The sequence below is a fragment of the Mycobacterium sp. 852002-40037_SCH5390672 genome, assembly GCF_001665875.1.
GTDB lineage: Bacteria > Actinomycetota > Actinomycetes > Mycobacteriales > Mycobacteriaceae > Mycobacterium.
This window is the reverse complement of the sequence record NZ_LZTA01000097.1, coordinates 88,114-106,743: the sequence shown is the minus strand read 5'-3', so window position 1 is coordinate 106,743 and position 18,630 is coordinate 88,114. Positions and strand designations below refer to the sequence as shown.

Sequence of the window (18,630 nt, the reverse complement as noted above, 5' to 3'; positions counted from 1 at the left end):
GCCAATGGTGGCCACCGCGTTCGTCATTCAGTTCATCAAGACTTGCGGGGAAAGTTCTTTCAGCATCGCGTTGGCCCAGCGCATCTGGCGCAACGTCTCGGGGTGACAGCGCGACGCCAGGCTCAGCAGTTCGGAATCCTTGGCGGCCTGCGCGCCCTGGGCCAGCAGCTCCCAATCCAGCGACACCCCCGCCGACAGCCGGTGAATCCGTCGCAGGTCCGCGAGCAGCGCCAGGGCGGGTTCGGGGCGGTGCCGCAGCAGGCCACTCATCCGCGACTGCATGAAACCGGTCATCGCGCCGGTGCGCGGGTCGGCGGACAGGCGCAGACCATAGTGGCGGCCGTGCCGCGCCAGCTCGCTGACGTGCTGCTTCGACCAGCCAGCCATGTCGTGCGCCAGGTGGCGGATGTCCTGATCACTGTGGTGGCGCGCGGCCATCACGTTGAGGTGGTGGGCCAGCTTACGTTCGGAGCGGTGCAGCTCGCGGATCGCCAATTTCAGCTTCATGATCGGCTCCCCGTCGACACGACCTCGGTCACGCCGGCCGACGCGCCGCCCTCGGTCGGGGGCACCGATCCGTTGACCGGAGCGGACGCCGCGGTGGTCGGCGCGTATCCGGCGCCGTTTCTCCCCTGCTGCCCCACCCGCACCCTGCGCAGCCGCGCGGCGGCCGTCTTGTAGATCGGCTGCTTGGACACCGGATCCCAATCGGTGAGCGTCATTTCGTTGCCGGCCCGATGATGCGTCCTGCCTCCTACGTCCCAGTAGCCGTAGTGGAAGGGCACGAACAGCACGCCGTCGCGGATGCCGCAGATGCGTGCGGCGGCCACGACGCAGCCACGCGGCGTGCTCACCTCGACGAGATCGCCCTCCGCGATGCCCAGGCGGCGCGCGTCGCGTTCGGACATCTCGACCCACACGTCGGGCGCGGCCCGCTGAAGTTGCTGAGCCCGAGCGGTTTTGGTGCGGGTATGGAAATGGTAGACGGTGCGACCGGTGATCAACGCGAACGGGAAATCGCGGCTGGTGGGCTCGTGCGGGGGCACGTATTCGGCCGCCTTGATGATGGCCTTGCCGAAGGGGTTCATCGATCGGTACTCGTCGGGCTGCAACGGAGCGCCGGTGATCAGGTCTTTGCCGTATGCCTCGCAGTAGTCCGGTGTTGCCCAGAATTTCGCGTCGGCATAGAGCCGTTCGGTGCCGTCGGGATGCTCTGTGTTGCAAGGCCATTGAATGCCGCTGCCGCCGCGCAACTTGTCATAGCTCAGGCCGGTGTAGTCGCACGGCCGGCCCGCGGTGCATTTCTTCCACGCCTCGAACGCCGACTCCGGATCCGTCCAGGGCGGAAACGGCTGGCCGTCCTTGTCGCGGAAATCCATCCGCCGCGCATAGTCCAGGAAGATATCGAGGTCACTGCGCGCGGAACCCGGTGGCTCCACGGCCTTTTCGGACAGGTGCACGGTGCGGTCGGCGTTGGTGAAGGTGCCGGTTTTCTCTGCCCACGCCGCGGCGGGTAACACCACGTCGGCCAGCGCGGCGGTCTCGGTCATGAAGATGTCCTGGACGATGAGGTACAGCCGTTCCTGCGACAGAATGTCACGGATCCGCGGCAGCTCCGGCAGCGACACCGCGGGATTGGTGGCGGTGACCCAGAGCATCCGCAGCGTCCCCTCCTCGGCGAAGCGGAACATCTGCATGGCGTGCGTCGGCGGGCCGTAGTGCGGAATCTGCAGGGGTTCAAGATTCCACAATTTCGCCAACTCGGCGACGTGGGAGTCGTTGGACCAGTTGCGGAAGCCGGCCAGGTCCCCGTCGGCGCCGCACTCGCGCGTGTTCTCCGCGGTCGGCTGCCCGTTCATCTGCAACACACCGCAACCCGGCTTGCCCAGCATGCCGCGCACCAGGTGAATGTTGTTGACCTGCACGGCCGCCGCGGTGGCCTGGTGGGACTGATAGAAGCCTTGCAGGACAGTGGACATCAACCGCTTGGCCGTGCCGAGCAGTCGTGCCGCACGCCGGATGTCCTCGGCCGCCACGCCGCAGATCTCGGCCACGCGCTCGGGCGCGAACTCTTCGACCCGGTCACGCAGTTCGTCGAAACCGATGGTGTGCGAGTCGATGTAGTCCTGGTCGGTCCAGCCGTGGCCGATGATCTCGTGCAGCAGTCCGTTCATCAACGCCACGTTGGTGCCCGGCAGCGGCGCCAGGTGCACCGTGGCGTGCCGCGCCACCGGCGTGAGCCGCGGGTCGACGCAGATGATCGCCGGTGGCGAGTTGCCGGCCAGCCGGTCCAGCATCCGCGCCCACAGCACCGTTTGCGTCTCGGCGACGTTGTGCCCGAACAACGCGATGACGTCGGCGTGGTCGACATCGGTGTAGGACCCCGGTTGCCCGTCGCAGCCGAAGGATTCCTTGAGCGCCTCGGCCGCCGTCGCGGTGCACAGCCGGGTGTTCCCGTCGACATGATTGGTGCCGATCGCCCCGTGCGCGATGGCCCCTTGGGTGTAGTACGCCTCGGCGAACAACTGCCCGGAAGTGTAGAAACCGATCGAGCTGGGACCGTAGTTGTCGAGTAAGTCCTTGGTGTGGTCCACGATCCGCTGCATCGCGGTGTCCCAGTCGCACGGCTTCAGCTCGCCGCGGACCCTGATCATCGGTGTGGTGAGCCGGTCGGCTGAGGCGTTGGCCTGCCAGCCGAAGAGGTCCTTCGGATCGAGCCGCCCGTGGTTGACCCGGTCGACGGCGCGTCCGCGCACCCCCACGATCCGCCCGTCCTTGACGGCGATGTCCAGACCGTCGCCGTTGGAATGCAACACCGCAGCCGATTGCACCCAGCGGTCCACGGATTCGGCGGTGACTCCGTCGGCCAGGTAGCTATCGACTCGTTCCGGCCACCGTGTGGCGGGTTCGTAGGGAGTCCGCGTCCCCCAGGGGTCCGCGATGCGATCGATGGCCATTCCGGTGACTTCCCCGGCAGCGGCCCGCGAAACCGGCTCGGGCGGACGCCCTCAACGGCTCACACCCCGAATTCGGATTCGATTCCGTCGATGCCGGCGCGGATGGCCGTCAGGGCGTCGGCGCGGGTGCGCAATTTGGTGGCGGCGTGCGCGCGCTGATGCAGGCCGGCGAATTCCCGTGCGGCCTCTTCGGCGCGGTCGATCACCATCTCGGGCAGCACGATCTCATCGATAAAGCCTGCGGCGAGGGCGGTTTCACCGAAGAAGGTTTTGGCCAGCCCGCTGGCTTGCTGGTAAGCCGACGGCGTCAACCGCAGCTTCATGATTTCCAGGGCGGCATACGGGATGACCATGCCGATCGCGACCTCGTTGGCCTGAATGTTGTAGGCGTGCGCGGCCACCCGGTGATCACCCGCCGACAACAGGAACGCCCCCATCGCGATGGCATGGCCGGTGCACGCCATCACCACCGGCTTGGGATGGGACAGCAGGCGATACGCCAGCTCGAATCCGCCCCGGAGCATGTCGATCGCGGGCTGCACCTCACCGGAGGTGAGGATCTTCAGGTCGAAGCCGCCGCTGAACACCCGCTCGTTCCCGGTGATCACCAGCGCCCCGGCGTTGTCCGCGTCGGCGCGGTCGATCGCGTCGTTCAGGGCCTGCTGCATGGTGGGGCCCAGCGCATTGACCTTGCCGTCGTCCATCTTGATGACGGCGATGGAGTCTTTGGTGCTGTAGTGGACCGGGGCGGTCATCGGCTGCTCCTTGCCGTCAGGCGGGCTGGCTGTGGTGTTTGCCCAGTTCGTCTTCGGCGTTACTCCAGCGCAGGCTGACATCGGTGGGTTCGTCGAGTTGGCGCGTGCGCCATCTGTCTTGGGTTTCCCGGACCGCGCCGTTGATCCGTTCGATCTCGCTGCGGAACACCTCGGGACGGGTTTCCTTGCTGGCGTAGTGGAAATAGGTCAGCAGGCCGCGCAACAGCTCCAGCTTCTCCTTCTCCCGCTTCGCCAGGTCGTGGCTGGTCATCAACTCGATGCGCTGGACGGGCGGCAGGGCGTCCCAGTCCAGCACCACGTCGGTGTGCAGCGGCGAACGCTCGCGCTGCCAGAACCTGCGGCCGTGCGGCGTATCGGGCCGGTCGTAGTAGGTCAGGGTGCCGGTGAAGCGCGATTCGATGCCACTGCCGATCTCCGCGCGGTCGAGCGCGGAATCCCACACCATGCGCCATTCCTGGCCGGGGGCCAGCATCGGCAGTTCGCGGGGGAGCCGCAGTTCGATGACGTCGGCGTAACCGTCGGTGGCGTTCTCGTATTCGGCCACCGTGGGGGGATTGGAAAAGGAGAACCCGATGTCGTAGGCCGCGGTCCGGCCGAAATTCCGGACCACGAGTTCGATCACGTGCCAGTCGGCGGAATGCGGTTCCATGAACATCGCGACGTGCGGGCGGGTCTGCTCGGCCGCTGCCCGGCGATTGCGGTTGATCTGGCTGTTGGTGAAGATCAGTGTGACGACGGCCAGGATGATTGCCGCCCACGCTGCCCACGCAATCCAGGTGCCAGACCCGACGTGCGTGACATCATGCCAGCTGTCCTGGATCCAACCCATGGAATCCACCCCCCGCTTATATCACAGGGGCGGCCGCCGGATGGTCATGACGAGCGATCCCAGGGGAACTCAGCCGCCCATCAGCATCCGCCATTGATCAAGGTCCGCGGCCCGGTAGACGTAGTTGGAGCGCTTGACCTCCGAGAGCGAGGCACTGGGCTCCGCCGAATACCAATGGCCCGGAAATACGGTCGGGTCACCGGGTAAGGTCGCGAGCCGCTGCAGGCTGCGGTACATCTCGTCGGAGTCGCCGCCCGGGAAGTCGGTGCGCCCACAGCCCTCCAAAAACAACGTGTCACCGGCGACGAGGCGGCCGTCGAGCAGAAAGCACTGGCTGCCCGGCGTGTGCCCGGGTGTGTGCAGCAACTCGATCTCGATGTCACCGATGCTGACCTTGTCATGGTTCTCATGGGAGGTCAGGTCGCCCAGGCTTATCCCCGTGACCCGCGAAACCCACAGGGCCTCATGGGTATTGACGTGCACTGGCACCGGTGCCCGCTCCAGCAGTTCGGCCAGGCCCGCCAGCGCGAACCCCATCATGGATCCGCCCACGTGGTCGGGGTGGTGATGGGTGACCAGCACGCCGGACAGGTGCATGCCGTCGGCCTCGAGCGTGTCGAGGAGATCGCCGGCAGCGTAGGCCGGGTCGACGACCACGCAGTCACCGGTTTGCCGGTCGCCGATCAGGTAGGCGAAGTTGCGCATTTGCGTCGCGATCATGTCGCCGGCGGCGAAGTCGCGACCGGAGAGCAGTTGGCGGAAGTACAGCCGGTCCTCTGGCACGTGACCAGACTAGGACCCCGACCGCAGCGTGCCACGACTAGTCCCACCACTGCGGATTCGCCGCGGCGGACACTGCCTGACACAGCCGTTTCGGACCCGAGTTAGGCCGGTAGCCAGTGGGTATTGTTGGCACATGAAGAAGAAGGTCGAAATCGAGATCGACGTCGATCTGGTCGATGAGGCAATCCGCCGCTTCCATCTCGGCGACGCGCGTGAGGCCGTCAACCTGGCGTTGCGGACCCTGCTCAACGAGGGTGATTCCGTCGAACGCGACGATGCGTACGACGAGTTCAGCGACCTCAGTGCCTGGGAACCCCAGCGCAGCGTCGGCGGCGGTTGATGTTTGCCTGGGCGTCATCAATCGCCCGGCGAGACCCATGATCACGAACGACCCGCGCCCGACAGCGCCGTCGTTACCCGTGGTTTGGTTCCGCTGCGAGCCAGGCTGTACCCTCTTTTAGGCCCGCGCGGAGGAGATCGCTTCGGGTGAACGGCCCCCTTAGCTCAGTCGGTAGAGCGTTTCCATGGTAAGGAAAAGGTCAACGGTTCGATTCCGTTAGGGGGCTCGGAGGACGCCGAGCAGGCGTGGCGGCCCCGAGCCCAACAGGGGTGGCCAGAGGCGATGTAGCTCAGTCGGTTAGAGCGAACGACTCATAATCGTTAGGTCGCCGGTTCGAGTCCGGCCATCGCTACAACACAACAGCACAGTCCAGGAATTGAGAGAGAATCGTCATGGCTTCCAGTACCGACGTACGGCCGAAGATCACCTTGGCATGCGAGGTGTGCAAGCACCGCAACTACATCACCAAGAAAAACCGCCGGAACGACCCGGACCGGCTGGACCTGAAGAAGTTCTGCCCCAACTGCGGTAAGCATCAGGCGCATCGGGAGACACGCTAGCGGCCGCCCGCGAGCGTCTACTCCGATTGACTAGGTAGTTTAAGAACCGTGCCGTTAACTTCAAGCCTCGTCGGGATGCACTACCGCTACCCCGATCATTACGAGGTTGAGCGGGAGAAGATCCGCGAGTACGCGGTGGCCGTGCAAAACGACGACCCCATGTTCTCCGCGGAGAACGCGGCGGCCGAACTCGGCTACAAGGGGCTGCCCGCCCCGTTGACGTTTGTCAGTGTGTTCGGGTACCAGGCGCAGACGGCGTTCTTCAAGTACGCCAACGTCGCCGTCCAGGATGCACAGGTCGTGCAGGTCGATCAGGTGTTGAAGTTCTTCGCGCCGCTGGTGGCCGGGGACAAACTCTACTGCGACGTCTATGTGGACTCGGTGCGCGTGTCGCACGGCACCCAGATCATTGTCACCAAGAATGTCATCACCAACGAAGCCGGTGACGTCGTGCAAGAGACCTACACGACACTGGCCGGCCGTGCCGGCGACGATGGAGAAGAGGGATTTTCCGATGCCACTGCGTGAGTTCAGTTCCGTGAAGGTGGGTGACCAGCTTCCTGAGCGGACCTACCCGCTGACCCGACAGGATCTGGTGAATTACGCGGGCGTTTCTGGCGACTTGAACCCGATCCACTGGGACGACGAGATCGCGAAGGTCGTCGGCCTGGACACCGCGATCGCGCACGGCATGCTGACCATGGGCATCGGCGGTGGTTACGTCACCGCATGGATCGGCGACCCCGGCGCCGTCACCGAGTACAACGTGCGGTTCACCGCCGTGGTGCCGGTGCCCAACGACGGTAAGGGTGCCGAGCTCGTCTTCAGCGGTCGGGTGAAGTCCGCCGATCCCGAGACCAAGTCCGTGACCATCGCGCTCACGGCCACCACCGGCGGCAAGAAGATCTTCGGCAGGGCAATCGCGTCCGCGACTCTCGCATAGCCCATGGCGCTCAAAACAGACATCAGGGGAATGATCTGGCGGTACGCGGATTACTTCGTTGTCGGGCGCGAACAGTTGCGCCAGTTCGCGCAAGCGGTGAAGAACGACCACCCGGCCCACTTCGAGGAAAGCGTGGCCGCCGACCTCGGGCACGACGCGATTGTCGCGCCGCTGACCTTCGCGACCATCCTCGCCAAGCTGGTCCAGCTGGATTTCTTCCGGCATGTCGACATCGGCATGGAGACGATGGTGATCGTCCAGGTCGACCAGCGGTTCGTGTTCTCCAGGCCGATCAAGGCCGGCGACAAGCTGTGGGCCCGCATGGACGTCTACTCGGTGGACGAGCGCTTCGGCGCCGACATCGTCGTCACCAAGAACACCTGTACCGACGAGCACGGCGAGGTGGTCATGGAGGCTTACACCACGCTGATGAGTCAGTACACCGACGGGTCCGCGAACCTGCGCTGGGACCCGGACTCCGGCCAGGTCGTCAGAACGGCGTAATTAGTATCTGACTCCCGCGCCGATGTACACTCGGTCCTCGGGGTTTTCCCAGCATTAGCGCGCTTTCCGTGAGTCGAGCAATCGGAAGGCGCGCGTGTCATGTAAGCCCCGGTAGGTAAGCGCAGGTTGGCCTGCCAACCGCGAAGGGGCGTAGCTCAACTGGCAGAGCAGCGGTCTCCAAAACCGCAGGTTGCAGGTTCAAGTCCTGTCGCCCCTGCTGACGGAGAACGTCCGGTGACAATGCAGGCCGGGACGGCCTGAGGAGGAGCCGGGCACTGAGAATGTGCCATGGTGGACACTGGAAGTACGTGCCGCCACAAAAGGGACGTGTCTCGGAGTACTAGCAAACAAAGGAGCATGCGGTGAGCGACGAAGGCGATGTTGCCAACGACGCCGCAAGCGACGGCACTGACAAAGAGGACGGCCGCGCGAGCGGCGGTCGGACGGCGGTGGTGACGCGGCCACAGCGCCCCACGGGCAAGCGGTCCCGGCAGCGGGCGGTCGAGGCCGGCGACGACGCCGAATCGGCGGACGAGGTCGAGGCGTCTACGCCGGATAAGGCCAAGAAGGCCACCAAAGCCAAGAAGGCCGCGAAGCCCACAAAGGCCGGGGACCATCGGGCCAACCCGTTCGTGTTCATCTACAACTACCTCAAGCAGGTCGTTGCAGAGATGCGGAAGGTCATCTGGCCCAACCGCAAGCAGATGCTCACTTACACCTCCGTCGTGCTGGCCTTCCTGGCCTTCATGGTGGCGCTGGTCGGCCTGGCGGACTTCGGCCTGACCAAGCTGGTGCTATTGGTGTTCGGCTGAGCGAGTGACAGAGAGGACTCAAACCGTGACTACCTTCGACGGTGACCCGTCCGCGGGTGAAGCGGTCGACCTGAAAGAGACCGCCGAAGCCACCGAGGCGTCTGAAACGGACACCTCTGCGGCCGCTGAGGTCACCGAGGCGACTGCGGACGAGGCTGCCGACGAGACGGCCGAGGCCGAGGCCGCCGAGGCCCCCGACGAGTCGGCCGAAGAGGCCGACCCGGCCGCCACGCTCAAGGCGGAACTGCGCAGCAAGCCCGGCGATTGGTATGTCATCCACTCCTATGCGGGATACGAGAACAAGGTCAAAGCCAACCTCGAAACCCGTGTGCAGAACCTTGACGTCGGGGACTACATCTTCCAGGTGGAGGTGCCCACCGAAGAGGTCACCGAGATCAAGAACGGCCAGCGCAAGCAGGTCAACCGCAAGGTACTGCCCGGCTACATCCTGGTACGCATGGACCTGACCGACGACTCGTGGGCCGCGGTGCGCAACACCCCCGGCGTCACCGGGTTCGTCGGGGCGACCTCGCGTCCGTCGGCGCTGACGCTCGACGACGTGGTGAAGTTCCTGCTGCCGCGCGGCGCGACGAAGAAGGCCGCCAAGGGCGCGGCCACCACGGCGGCCGCCGCCGAGGTCGGCGGCCTGGAGCGGCCGGCCATCGAGGTCGACTACGAGGTCGGCGAGTCGGTGACCGTCATGGACGGGCCGTTTGCGACGCTGCCGGCGACGATCAGCGAGGTCAACGGCGAACAGCAGAAGCTCAAGGTGTTGGTGTCGATCTTCGGCCGCGAAACCCCGGTCGAATTGACCTTCAGCCAAGTCTCCAAGCTCTAAACCGGCGCATACGCCGGGCGTAAACCAGGAAGGAACAGCACAATCTCATGGCCCCGAAGAAGAAAGTCGTCGGGCTGATCAAGCTTCAGATCCAGGCGGGGCAGGCCAACCCGGCGCCGCCGGTCGGGCCCGCGCTCGGTCAGCACGGCGTCAACATCATGGAGTTCTGCAAGGCGTACAACGCCGCCACGGAGAGCCAGCGCGGCCAGGTCATCCCCGTGGAGATCACGGTCTACGAGGACCGCAGCTTCACCTTCGCGCTCAAGACGCCACCCGCCGCCAAGCTTCTGCTCAAGGCCGCCGGCGTGGGCAAGGGATCGCCCGAGCCGCACAAGACCAAGGTCGCCAAGGTCAGCTGGGATCAGGTCAAGGAGATCGCCGAGACCAAGAAGGCCGATCTGAACGCCAACGACATCGACGCAGCCGCCAAGATCATCGCCGGCACCGCCCGGTCGATGGGTATCACCGTCGAATAGCCCCTAACCGTGGGAGGGCCAGCTTCGGCCCGCTTCCTAACCACGACCCAACACCACGATTGGATGAGTACGTGAGCAAGAACAGCAAGGCATACCGCGCCGCCGCCGAGAAGATCGACCGGGACAACCTGTACTCCCCGCTCGAGGCGGCCAAGCTCGCCAAGGAGACGGCGTCGACCAAGCAGGACCCGACCGTCGAGGTCGCGATCCGGTTGGGCGTCGACCCGCGCAAGGCCGACCAAATGGTCCGTGGCACGGTCAACCTGCCGCACGGCACCGGCAAGACCGCCCGCGTCGCGGTGTTCGCCGTCGGCGACAAAGCGGATGCCGCCGTCGCCGCGGGCGCCGATGTTGTCGGTAGCGATGACCTGATCGAGAAGATCCAGGGCGGTTGGCTGGAATTCGACGCCGCGATCGCGACCCCGGACCAGATGGCCAAGGTGGGTCGTATCGCCCGCGTGCTCGGTCCCCGCGGACTGATGCCGAACCCCAAGACCGGCACCGTGACCCCCGATGTCGCCAAGGCCGTCGCCGACATCAAGGGCGGCAAGATCAACTTCCGGGTGGACAAGCAGGCCAACCTGCACTTCGTCATCGGCAAGGCCTCGTTCGACGAGAAGGACCTGGCCGAGAACTACGGTGCCGCGCTGGACGAGGTGCTGCGGCTCAAGCCGTCGGCGTCGAAGGGCCGTTACCTGAAGAAGATCGTGGTCTCGACGACGACGGGACCGGGCATCCCGGTAGACCCGGCCGTCACCCGCAACTTCTCGGAGGGCTGAGCTCCGCGGCGCCCGGGCGCCGCGGTGACCGACCTATTTCGCGGGGCAACTATCCGCCGCACTCGACGATGCGCCGCCGCAGAAATGCGCGGCCCGGATCAGATCCGTTGGACTCCAACGCCATTCGATACCAGGTGAGCGCATCGGCGGGTCTGCCCGAGCGCCGCAACAGGTCGGCGCGCACGGTCGCGACGAGATTGGAGCGGGTAAGCCGCGGATCGTGTGCCACCTGGTCCAGGTCGGCCAGGCCGGCCGCGGGGCCGTCGCGGAATCCGATCGCCAGCGCCCGGTTGGCGGCCACCACCGGCGAGCCCGTCAGTGCGAACAGCCGGTCATATGCGGTGCAGATGGCGACCCAGTCGGTCTGCTCCCAGGACGGTGCCGTGGCATGCAGCGCGGCGATCACGGCCTGAGGCAAGTAGGCGCCCGTCGAGCCCTGCGCATGACGCAGCAGCTCGAGCCCGCGCGAAATGCGTCCGCGGTCCCACCGGCGCCGGTCCTGATTTTCCAGCGGCACCAGCATCCCGGTGTCGTCCACCCGGGTCGCGCGCCGTGAATCGTGCAGCAGCATCAGCGCGGACAAGGCGTGCGCCTCCGGCTCGTCGGGCAACAGCGCGCACAACTCCAGGCCCAGCCGGATCCCCTCGTCACACAGGTCGTCCCGAATGGCCGACGGGCCGGCGGTCGACCAGTAGCCCTCGGTGAACACCGAATAGACGCAACCGAACACGTGCGGTGTGCGCTCGGGCAACAACTCGGCGGGCGGCACCCGCAGCGGGATGTTGGCATGGCGAACCTTGTTCTTGGCGCGGGTGATTCGCTGCCCGATCGCCGCCTCCGTCTGCAGGAGCGCACGGGCGATCTCGCCGACGGTCAAACCGGACACCAACCGCAACGTGAGCGCCAATTGCGATTGCCGGTCCAGCGCCGGGTGGGCACAGGTGAACATCATCCGCAACTCGTCGTCGCGAACCGGATGCGGATCGCTGTGGTCGGTGCGTGCCCTGATCTCGTCCACGTAGCTTTTCAAAGCCGCCAATTCCTTTCCGGGGCGCACGGATTCGCGGCGCAGCCGATCCCGGGCGCGGTTACGGCCGACGGTCACCAGCCAGCCACCCGGGTTGGCGGGCACCCCGTCGCGCGGCCAAGCGCGCAGCGCTTCGGCGCAGGCCTCCTGGACGGCGTCCTCGGCGACGGTGAGGTCACCCGACCACCGCGCGAGCGCGGCCACGGCCGGGCCCCATTCCCGGCGGAAGACGCCGTCCAGGTTGGTCATGCGCTACCGGTGCGAGATTCCCGCCAGCTGGCGCAGTTGCACCGTCGAAGCGGGGATCATGGATGCGATCTTGACGGCCTCATCGCGGTCAGCGGCGCCGAGCAGGTAGATCCCGGTAGCGATTTCGGCGCCCTCGACGTACGGCCCGTCCGTGATGAGGACCTGACCGTCGCGCACGCGCACGGTCGTGGCCGTGGACCGGTCGTGCAATGCGGCGCCACCGATCACGTGATCACCGGCGCCGGCGTGCAGGTCCGCGTGCTTGGCCGCCACTGCCCCCCACTCCGGCGTGCCCGGTGTGTGTGCCGATTCGGCGGGTTCCAACAGCAACGCGAGCCAGTCGTCGCCGGTGAGCGTGCGGGACGGCTCGATGGAGTGAACAACCGGCCACAGCTCCACCGCGCCGTGCTGGGCGATCGGGACGTCGCGGGCCAGCGCCAACGCCTCGTCGAGGTTGTCGGCCTCGAAGACGTAATAACCGCACGCCACCTCGGCGGCCTCTGCGAAGGGACCATCGGTGACCATTGGCGCATCCGGGCCCCCGGTGATGACCGCTGCGGCCGCGGCGGGCGCCAGCGCGTCCCCGGCTTTGATCGCCGATCCCGCCTTGGCATGGAAGTCCTCAAACGCCGTCATGATGGCGCCGTATTCGTCGGGCGTGCGCTCTTGTTCTTTGCTGATCAACAAGGCGAAGTACTGCATGTTCGTCACCTCCGGTAGTGAGCGAAGCCGTGTGCTCCACTCTCTACCTACTCGACGAACCGCGCAGCGCTAATCCGACAGGTGCCACAAAATCAGGCCCCAACTAGTTCGAGGCACCCGGCTTGAGGTAGGTCACCAGGCTGACGTCGAGCATCTCCTCGGCGAAGTAGTGCTCGCAGCCACGCAGGTACTTGATGTATCGGTTGTAGACCTCTTCAGAGGTCACCTCGATGGCCTTGTCCCGGTTCGACTCGAGCGTGTCGCCCCAGATGTGCAGCGTCTTGATGTAGTCCGGACGCAGCGAAAGCGGTTCGGGCACAATAAATCCCGCCTTCTCGCCGTGATCGACCATCATCTGGGTGGACGGCAGCCGCCCGCCCGGGAAGATCTCGGTGACGATGAACTTGATGAACCGCGCCGTCTCGAACGTCAGCTTCTTGCCCCGCGCGGCGAACTCGTACGGGTGGTAGCTGACACTGCTCTGAACGGTCATCCGGCCGTCCTCGGGCATGATGTCGAAAGTCCGCTTGAAGAAGTCGTCGTAGTTCTCGTGGCCGAAGTGCTCGAAGGCCTCGATCGACACGATGCGGTCGACCGGGTCGGAGAAGTCCTCCCAGTTTTGCAGCCGCACCTGACGGGAGCGGTTGCTGTCCAGCGACCCGAGCAGTTCCTCGCTGCGGGCGTGCTGGTTCTTGGACAGCGTCAGGCCGATGACGTTGACGTCGAACCGTTCGACGGCGCGCTTCATGGTGGTGCCCCAACCGCAGCCGATGTCCAGCAGGGTCATGCCCGGCTTGAGGTCCAGCTTGTCCAGGTTGAGGTCGATCTTGGCGTATTGGGCCTCTTCCAGGCTCATGTCGTCGCGCTCGAAGTAGGCGCAGCTGTAGGTCCGGGTCGGATCCTGGAACAGGCCGAAGAAGTCGTCGGAGACGTCGTAATGCGCCTGGATGTCTTCCGAACGCGTCCGCGTCTTCGTCGGGCTAATCGGGTGCTCGGCCATTTTCGTCCTGTTCTCGTGGATGAGGTTCATTGCCTATAACCCACGCACGCATCGAGGGGTGGTGTGACGTGCAACGATACCCAATGTTGAGGTGTCGTCTGACTGGGGTGGATGCAGAGTCGCTCGGGGTTGGATGCTGTGCCCGCAGTCAGATAATCCATGCAAGAGTTTACTTTTTCAGGGTGAACTGGTTGCAGTCGATGTAGCCCGTCCGGAAAGCCCCGGCGCAGCCGGTCAAGTACTTCATGTACCGCTCGAAGATTTCTTCGGACTGGATCTCAACGCCTCATCCTTATGTGCCGCCAACGCCTCGACCCACAGGTCGAGAGTCCTGGCGAAGTCCGCCCAGTCGCACAGCAGCGCACGTCGCGAGCGGTTCGAGTCGATACCGTCGAGCACTTGCTGGCAGTGGGCATGCTGGTTCTTGGACAGCGTCAACCCGACGACGTTGACGTCGTACTTTTCCACGGCGTGCTTCATGACCGAACCCCAGCCGCAGCCGACGTCGAGCAAGGTCATCCCCGGCTCGAGTCCGAGCTTGCCCAGCGTCAGGTCCAGCTTGGCGAGCTGCGCTTCCTGCAAGGTCATGCCCTCGCGCGGAAAGTACGGACAGCTGTACGTGCGGGTGGGGTCCTGAAATAGCGCGAAGAACTCGTCGGACAGGTCGTAGTGCGCCTGGACATCAGCGAAATTCGCCCGCGGAAGCATGGCTTCCACGGAGTTGTCAGACATTCGTCCTCCCCAAGGACAGACACCTCGAGGTGACCATCCCCGGCGACCCTACACTCGGCCAGTCAGATACTGCGGATCTGCGGGCGCTCTGACTCGAGTTTCTCGATCTACTTTTCCAGGGTGAACTGGTTCACGTCCACCCATCCCGACCGGAAAGCGTTGGCGCAGCCGGTCAGATATTTCATGTAGCGCTCGTAGACCTCGGCGGATTGGATATCGGTCGCGCGGTCCCTGTTCTCGCTCAGTGCTTTCGACCACAGGCTCAGGGTCCTCGCGTAATGCGGCTGCAGCGACTGGCGGCGGGTGAGCGTGAAACCCGCCTTCGCCGAGTGCTCCTCCACCATCTGGATCGTCGGCGCGCCACCGCCGGGAAAGATCTCGGTGAGGATGAACTTGAGGAAGCGGACCATGTCCATGGAGGTGCGCAGGCCCTGCACACTGAGCTGGTCTCGGGTCAGCGCGGTGATCGAATGCAACAGCATGACGCCGTCGGAGGGCAGCACGCTGTGCGCCATGGCGAAGAAATCGTCGTAGCGATCGCGACCGAAGTGCTCGAAGGCGCCGATCGACACGATCCGGTCGACGGGTTCATCGAATTCTTCCCAGCCGTGCAACAGCACCCGCCTGCCGCGCGGGGAGTCCATCGCATCGAACGACTTCTGCACGTGGGTGGCCTGGTTCTTGGACAATGTCAGCCCGATGACGTTCACGTCATACCGCTCGATTGCGCGGCGCATGGTGGCGCCCCACCCGCAGCCCACGTCGAGCAGCGTCATGCCGGGTTGCAGCCCCAGCTTGCCCAGCGCCAGATCGATTTTCGCGATCTGTGCCTCTTGCAGCGTCATGTCGTCGCGGGCGAAATACGCGCAGCTATACGTCTGGGTCGGATCGAGGAACAGGCGAAAGAAATCGTCCGACAGGTCATAGTGCGCCTGCACCTCTTCGAAATGCGGCGTCAATTTTTTGGCGTCCATAAAGCAACGCCTTTCTGGACCTCGCTGGCCCCCTCGACAGTCCGGCGCCCGTGCACGCATGTATACCCGGAAGGACGAGGCCGCTAATCGTTCGGTTCAGTCCGAAGCGCGGAACGTGAACCGGAGGCGGTCGCTACTTGGTGAGCGTGTACTGGGCCACGTTGGAGATGCCTTTGCGGAACAGGTTCGCGCAGCCGGTCAGATAGCGCATGAAGCGGTCGTAGACCTCTTCGGACTGGATGGCGATGGCGCGTTCGCGGCTGGCTTCCAGATTGGCCGCCCACGTGTCCAGCGTCCGCGCGTAATGCGACTGCAGATACTGGGTCTGCTCGATCGAGAAACCGCTGGCTTGCGCGTAGTCGACGATATCGGTTTCCCCGCACATCTGCCCGCCGGGAAAGATCTCCTTGCCGAGGAAGTGGAAGAAACGCAGATCCGACATCGTGATCGGGATGCCGCGCTCTTTCCATTGCGACTGCGGATACGTGAATATGCTGTGCATCATCATCCGGCTGTCGTCGGGAAGGACCTGGTAGGCCCAATCCCAAAACGCCGGCCAACGTTCCTTTTTGAAGGCGTCGAAGGCCTCGAAGCTCATGATCCGGTCGACCTGCTCGTCGAACTCTTCCCAGCCCTGCAGCCGGGCCTCGGCCCGTCGCGTTGTCGGGATCGCGGCCAGCCTCGCCTTGGTGCGCGTGTAGTGGTTGCGGCTCAACGTGATGCCGATGACGTTGACGTCGTATTTCTCCACCGCCCGGACCACGGCGCCACCCCAGCCGCACCCGACATCGAGCACCGTCATTCCAGGCTCGAGATTCAGCTTGTCCAGCCCCAGATCCAGCTTGGCGAGCTGGGCCTCTTCCAGGGTCATGTCGTCGTGTTCGAAGTAGGCGCAGGTGTACACCATGTTCGGGTCGAGGAACAGCGCGAAGAAGTCATCTGAAATGTCGTAGGTTGCTTGCGACTCTTCGTAATACGGCTTCAGCTTGGCCATTTGAGACACCCACCCTTCTGTGCCAACCGTACAACCCTGCGACATGGACCGAAAATCGCGGGGATGCGTTTCTACCGAGTGTTTTTGGCTAGCCGGACTCGTTGAAGTTCTTCGTCAGCACGCCGATCACCTGATCCCACAACTGCTGTGGAAGATCATGACCCATTCCGTCAAATGTAAACAATCGGGCCCCGGGGATCGCCCGGGCCACCGCGCGCCCACCGAACGGCCGCATCAGCTTGTCCGCCCGGCCGTGGATCACCACGGTGGGTGCGGTGGTCTGGCGGTTGTAGCGACGCAGGCTGCCGCTGCCCAGGACCGCGCCGAAGTGCCTCGCGACGCCCTGGGGATAGTAGTTGCGGTCGTAGCCCTCAGCGGCCTCGGCGCGGGCCTGCTCTTCGGGCACGCGGTAGCGCGGGCCGCCGATGATGTTGCCGACGCGCACCGCGTTGTCGATGATCACGTCGCGCGGCGAGTCGGGCGGCGGGCCCTTCAGCAGCGCCAGCAGCGCGCGGGGGGCCGGCGGCGGCAGCAGTGCCGAATTGTTGCTGGAGAAGATGACCGCCAGGGTCTTGGTCCGCTCACTGAATCGCGCCGCGAAGATCTGCGCGATCATGCCGCCCATCGACGCGCCCACGATATGGGCACGCTCGATGCCCAGGTGATCCAGCACCGCCGCAGCGTCGTCGGCCATGTCTTCAAGCTTGTATTCCGACTGGCTGGGCAGACCCAACCAGGACCGCAGCAACCTCGTCACCAGGGGCTGACCCGAGCTGCGGTGTTGGGTTTTGCTGGACAGGCCGACATCGCGGTTGTCGTACCGGATGACGCGCAGGCCGTGGCCGACCAGCTTCTCGCAGAACGCCATGCGCCACAGCAGCAGCTGGGCACCCAGTCCCATGATCAGCAGGACGGGCGGGTCGTCGATGTCGCCCATGTCCTCGTAGTACAGCTTCAGATCGCCGGAAATGGCATGCCCCGTGCGTATCTGCACCAGAGAAGCTCCTATACCTCGATGTCGGATTGATGCTCGCGGCTGACTTCGACCATGAAGTTCGCGAAATAACCCGTCAGTTGCGGATCCGACATCATCTGCCACTTGGGCGCCAGCAGCTTCATGTACCGCTCGACGTAGAGGAATTGCTTGCCGATCAGCACCAGCTCGCGGGGGAGCTTGACGTCGTAGGCGTCGGCCAGCGCCGACAGCTGCCGGCCGATGTCGGCGTAGGACATGTCACCCAGCGTCTGCATGGTCAACGGGGTGGCGAAGCGCTCCAGGTCCTTGGCGGCCTCGGCCTCCGGCTTCATGGTGCCGACGGCGCCCATCAGCACCACGATCTTGCCCGCCGCGGCATGGTCCTTCTTGACCAGCAGGGCGTACACCAGCTCGCGCAGCAGCCAGCGGGTGCGGGGATCGACGCGGCCCATGATCCCGAAGTCGAAGAAGACGATGCGGCCCGTCTCGTCGACGTAGAGGTTGCCGGCGTGCAGGTCGCCGTGGAACAGCCCGTGCCGCAGCCCGCCCTCGAAGAGTGAGAACAGCAAGGCCTTGACCAGCTCGACTCCGTCGAACCCGGCCTTGCGGATGGCGGCGACGTCGTCGATGCGGATGCCGTGGACCCGTTCCATCGTCAACACCCGGTCACTGGTGAAGTCCCAGAACACCTGCGGCACCCGGATGTTGCGGCCCAGCGGGGAGGCGTGCAGGTGCGATACCCACGCCTCCATCGACTGCGCCTCCAGCCGGAAATTCAGCTCCTCGGCCAGGTTGTCGGAGAAGTCGGCGACCACGTCTTGTGCCGAGAGCCGGCGGCCCAGCTTGGCCAGCTCGACGGCCTGGGCGAAACGTTTCAGGATTTGCAGGTCGGCCGCGACCCGGCGCCGGATACCGGGGCGCTGGATCTTGACGACGACCTCCTCGCCGGTGTGCAGGGTGGCGTAGTGGACCTGCGCGATGGAGGCCGAGGCGAACGGCGTCTCGTCCCATTTGGCGAACAACTCGGACGGGTCGCCGCCGAGGTCTTCGACGAACAGCTTGTGGATTTCCTCGGAATTGGCAGGTGGTACCCGGTCGAGCAGGCCGCGGAACTCCCGGGACAGCGATTCACCGAACGCCCCGGGACTGGACGCCACGATCTGTCCGAACTTGACGTACGTCGGTCCCAGGTCGGCGAACGTCTGCGGGAGCTGCTTGATCACCTTCTGCTGCCACGGACCCCTGCCCGGCAGCTTGGTGACGATGCGAGCGGCGGTGCGGGTGACCTGCCAACCTGTCACTGCAACCCGGGCCGCTTCGACCGGCAACGGCACCCGGTCGAGCTTGGCCCCCTCTCGATGTTTGGTAGGGCTCATCTG

Annotated in this window: 20 protein-coding genes, 3 tRNA genes and 2 pseudogenes; 12 read left to right on the top strand and 13 right to left on the bottom strand. The window is 65.0% G+C overall.

Going from position 1 to position 18,630, the window contains the following annotated elements; translation table 11 throughout:
• Positions 1–27: 27 nt before the first annotated feature.
• The 5 genes and pseudogenes from A5782_RS17615 to A5782_RS17595 all read right to left on the bottom strand — a co-directional run bounded on the left by A5782_RS17615 (position 28) and on the right by A5782_RS17595 (position 5,345).
• Positions 28–507 carry a hypothetical protein gene (locus A5782_RS17615; RefSeq protein ID WP_067102892.1) on the bottom strand — a complete coding sequence of 160 codons (480 nt, stop codon included), beginning with the start codon at positions 505–507 and terminating at the stop codon, positions 28–30.
• A complete protein-coding gene (locus A5782_RS17610) occupies positions 504–2,957 on the bottom strand; it encodes a molybdopterin oxidoreductase family protein (protein WP_067102889.1) in 2,454 nt (817 codons plus the stop codon). Before A5782_RS17610 ends, A5782_RS17615 begins: the two co-directional genes overlap by 4 nt.
• 59 nt (positions 2,958–3,016) lie before the next feature.
• Positions 3,017–3,712 carry a crotonase/enoyl-CoA hydratase family protein gene (locus A5782_RS17605; protein ID WP_067102887.1) on the bottom strand — a complete coding sequence of 232 codons (696 nt, stop codon included), beginning with the start codon at positions 3,710–3,712 and terminating at the stop codon, positions 3,017–3,019.
• Positions 3,709–4,562: pseudogene (locus A5782_RS17600) on the bottom strand (hypothetical protein). The gene A5782_RS17605 and the pseudogene A5782_RS17600 overlap by 4 nt, the downstream one beginning before the upstream one ends.
• Before the next feature lie 69 nt (positions 4,563–4,631).
• Complete coding sequence (locus A5782_RS17595) at positions 4,632–5,345, bottom strand: MBL fold metallo-hydrolase (RefSeq protein ID WP_067102883.1); 714 nt, start codon at positions 5,343–5,345, stop codon at positions 4,632–4,634.
• A 133-nt stretch (positions 5,346–5,478) separates the two neighbouring features.
• On the opposite strand from A5782_RS17595, the gene A5782_RS17590 reads away from it, so the two are divergent.
• From A5782_RS17590 to rplA, 12 genes are all read left to right on the top strand, one after another.
• Complete coding sequence (locus A5782_RS17590; protein WP_067102881.1) at positions 5,479–5,685, top strand: type II toxin-antitoxin system VapB family antitoxin; 207 nt, start codon at positions 5,479–5,481, stop codon at positions 5,683–5,685.
• 153 nt (positions 5,686–5,838) lie between these two features.
• Positions 5,839–5,911: transfer RNA gene (locus tag A5782_RS17585), tRNA-Thr, on the top strand.
• Positions 5,912–5,963: 52 nt separating this feature from the next.
• Positions 5,964–6,037 (top strand) — tRNA-Met (locus tag A5782_RS17580).
• Positions 6,038–6,077: 40 nt separating this feature from the next.
• The gene (gene rpmG / locus A5782_RS17575) at positions 6,078–6,245 is read left to right on the top strand and encodes a 50S ribosomal protein L33 (protein WP_067102879.1); all 168 of its coding nucleotides are present in this window, start codon (positions 6,078–6,080) and stop codon (positions 6,243–6,245) included.
• 75 nt (positions 6,246–6,320) lie between these two features.
• Positions 6,321–6,773: a (3R)-hydroxyacyl-ACP dehydratase subunit HadA gene (gene hadA / locus A5782_RS17570; protein ID WP_369815649.1), complete on the top strand. Its 453-nt coding sequence runs from the start codon at positions 6,321–6,323 to the stop codon at positions 6,771–6,773.
• A complete protein-coding gene (hadB, locus tag A5782_RS17565; protein WP_067102875.1) occupies positions 6,760–7,188 on the top strand; it encodes a (3R)-hydroxyacyl-ACP dehydratase subunit HadB in 429 nt (142 codons plus the stop codon). The genes hadA and hadB overlap by 14 nt, the downstream gene beginning before the upstream one ends.
• A gap of 3 nt (positions 7,189–7,191) precedes the next feature.
• Positions 7,192–7,692: a (3R)-hydroxyacyl-ACP dehydratase subunit HadC gene (gene hadC / locus A5782_RS17560; protein WP_067102873.1), complete on the top strand. Its 501-nt coding sequence runs from the start codon at positions 7,192–7,194 to the stop codon at positions 7,690–7,692.
• Between the two features lie 144 nt (positions 7,693–7,836).
• A tRNA-Trp gene (locus tag A5782_RS17555) sits at positions 7,837–7,909 on the top strand.
• Between the two features lie 145 nt (positions 7,910–8,054).
• The gene (gene secE / locus A5782_RS17550) at positions 8,055–8,504 is read left to right on the top strand and encodes a preprotein translocase subunit SecE (protein ID WP_067102870.1); all 450 of its coding nucleotides are present in this window, start codon (positions 8,055–8,057) and stop codon (positions 8,502–8,504) included.
• 25 nt (positions 8,505–8,529) lie between these two features.
• Positions 8,530–9,342 (top strand): transcription termination/antitermination protein NusG, encoded by an 813-nt coding sequence (nusG, locus tag A5782_RS17545; RefSeq protein WP_067102868.1) that lies wholly within the window; start codon positions 8,530–8,532, stop codon positions 9,340–9,342.
• Between the two features lie 47 nt (positions 9,343–9,389).
• The gene (gene rplK / locus A5782_RS17540; protein ID WP_067102866.1) at positions 9,390–9,818 is read left to right on the top strand and encodes a 50S ribosomal protein L11; all 429 of its coding nucleotides are present in this window, start codon (positions 9,390–9,392) and stop codon (positions 9,816–9,818) included.
• A 71-nt stretch (positions 9,819–9,889) separates the two neighbouring features.
• Positions 9,890–10,597: a 50S ribosomal protein L1 gene (gene rplA / locus A5782_RS17535; RefSeq protein ID WP_067103149.1), complete on the top strand. Its 708-nt coding sequence runs from the start codon at positions 9,890–9,892 to the stop codon at positions 10,595–10,597.
• Between the two features lie 49 nt (positions 10,598–10,646).
• Here the strand turns inward: rplA and A5782_RS17530 are convergent, their stop codons facing one another.
• The 8 genes and pseudogenes from A5782_RS17530 to A5782_RS17495 all read right to left on the bottom strand — a co-directional run bounded on the left by A5782_RS17530 (position 10,647) and on the right by A5782_RS17495 (position 18,627).
• Positions 10,647–11,873 (bottom strand): RNA polymerase sigma factor, encoded by a 1,227-nt coding sequence (locus tag A5782_RS17530; protein ID WP_067102863.1) that lies wholly within the window; start codon positions 11,871–11,873, stop codon positions 10,647–10,649.
• 3 nt (positions 11,874–11,876) lie between these two features.
• Positions 11,877–12,575, bottom strand: a complete 699-nt coding sequence (locus A5782_RS17525) for a YciI family protein (RefSeq protein WP_067103147.1) — start codon at positions 12,573–12,575, stop codon at positions 11,877–11,879.
• A gap of 103 nt (positions 12,576–12,678) precedes the next feature.
• Complete coding sequence (mmaA4, locus tag A5782_RS17520; RefSeq protein WP_156624004.1) at positions 12,679–13,605, bottom strand: hydroxymycolate synthase MmaA4; 927 nt, start codon at positions 13,603–13,605, stop codon at positions 12,679–12,681.
• Between the two features lie 139 nt (positions 13,606–13,744).
• Positions 13,745–14,307: pseudogene (locus tag A5782_RS17515) on the bottom strand (class I SAM-dependent methyltransferase).
• A gap of 107 nt (positions 14,308–14,414) precedes the next feature.
• Positions 14,415–15,281: a cyclopropane mycolic acid synthase family methyltransferase gene (locus A5782_RS17510; protein WP_067102861.1), complete on the bottom strand. Its 867-nt coding sequence runs from the start codon at positions 15,279–15,281 to the stop codon at positions 14,415–14,417.
• Between the two features lie 133 nt (positions 15,282–15,414).
• Positions 15,415–16,275 carry a cyclopropane mycolic acid synthase family methyltransferase gene (locus tag A5782_RS17505; RefSeq protein ID WP_067102859.1) on the bottom strand — a complete coding sequence of 287 codons (861 nt, stop codon included), beginning with the start codon at positions 16,273–16,275 and terminating at the stop codon, positions 15,415–15,417.
• A gap of 88 nt (positions 16,276–16,363) precedes the next feature.
• Positions 16,364–17,269 carry an alpha/beta fold hydrolase gene (locus A5782_RS17500; RefSeq protein WP_067102856.1) on the bottom strand — a complete coding sequence of 302 codons (906 nt, stop codon included), beginning with the start codon at positions 17,267–17,269 and terminating at the stop codon, positions 16,364–16,366.
• 11 nt (positions 17,270–17,280) lie between these two features.
• Positions 17,281–18,627, bottom strand: a complete 1,347-nt coding sequence (locus A5782_RS17495; protein ID WP_067102854.1) for an AarF/ABC1/UbiB kinase family protein — start codon at positions 18,625–18,627, stop codon at positions 17,281–17,283.
• Positions 18,628–18,630 lie beyond the last annotated feature (3 nt).

Excerpts from the sequence above, each read along its gene's own strand:
- A5782_RS17615 (WP_067102892.1), bottom strand. The coding sequence starts at position 507 with ATGAAGCTGAAATTGGCGATCCGCGAGCTGCACCGCTCCGAACGTAAG.
- A5782_RS17495 (WP_067102854.1), bottom strand. The coding sequence starts at position 18,627 with ATGAGCCCTACCAAACATCGAGAGGGGGCCAAGCTCGACCGGGTGCCG.
- A5782_RS17590 (WP_067102881.1), top strand. The coding sequence starts at position 5,479 with ATGAAGAAGAAGGTCGAAATCGAGATCGACGTCGATCTGGTCGATGAG.
- rpmG (WP_067102879.1), top strand. The coding sequence starts at position 6,078 with ATGGCTTCCAGTACCGACGTACGGCCGAAGATCACCTTGGCATGCGAG.
- A5782_RS17510 (WP_067102861.1), bottom strand. The coding sequence starts at position 15,281 with ATGGACGCCAAAAAATTGACGCCGCATTTCGAAGAGGTGCAGGCGCAC.
- A5782_RS17605 (WP_067102887.1), bottom strand. The coding sequence starts at position 3,712 with ATGACCGCCCCGGTCCACTACAGCACCAAAGACTCCATCGCCGTCATC.
- A5782_RS17530 (WP_067102863.1), bottom strand. The coding sequence starts at position 11,873 with ATGACCAACCTGGACGGCGTCTTCCGCCGGGAATGGGGCCCGGCCGTG.
- A5782_RS17505 (WP_067102859.1), bottom strand. The coding sequence starts at position 16,275 with ATGGCCAAGCTGAAGCCGTATTACGAAGAGTCGCAAGCAACCTACGAC.
- A5782_RS17610 (WP_067102889.1), bottom strand. The coding sequence starts at position 2,957 with ATGGCCATCGATCGCATCGCGGACCCCTGGGGGACGCGGACTCCCTAC.
- hadC (WP_067102873.1), top strand. The coding sequence starts at position 7,192 with ATGGCGCTCAAAACAGACATCAGGGGAATGATCTGGCGGTACGCGGAT.
- rplK (WP_067102866.1), top strand. The coding sequence starts at position 9,390 with ATGGCCCCGAAGAAGAAAGTCGTCGGGCTGATCAAGCTTCAGATCCAG.
- A5782_RS17525 (WP_067103147.1), bottom strand. The coding sequence starts at position 12,575 with ATGCAGTACTTCGCCTTGTTGATCAGCAAAGAACAAGAGCGCACGCCC.
- hadA (WP_369815649.1), top strand. The coding sequence starts at position 6,321 with ATGCACTACCGCTACCCCGATCATTACGAGGTTGAGCGGGAGAAGATC.
- hadB (WP_067102875.1), top strand. The coding sequence starts at position 6,760 with ATGCCACTGCGTGAGTTCAGTTCCGTGAAGGTGGGTGACCAGCTTCCT.
- mmaA4 (WP_156624004.1), bottom strand. The coding sequence starts at position 13,605 with ATGAACCTCATCCACGAGAACAGGACGAAAATGGCCGAGCACCCGATT.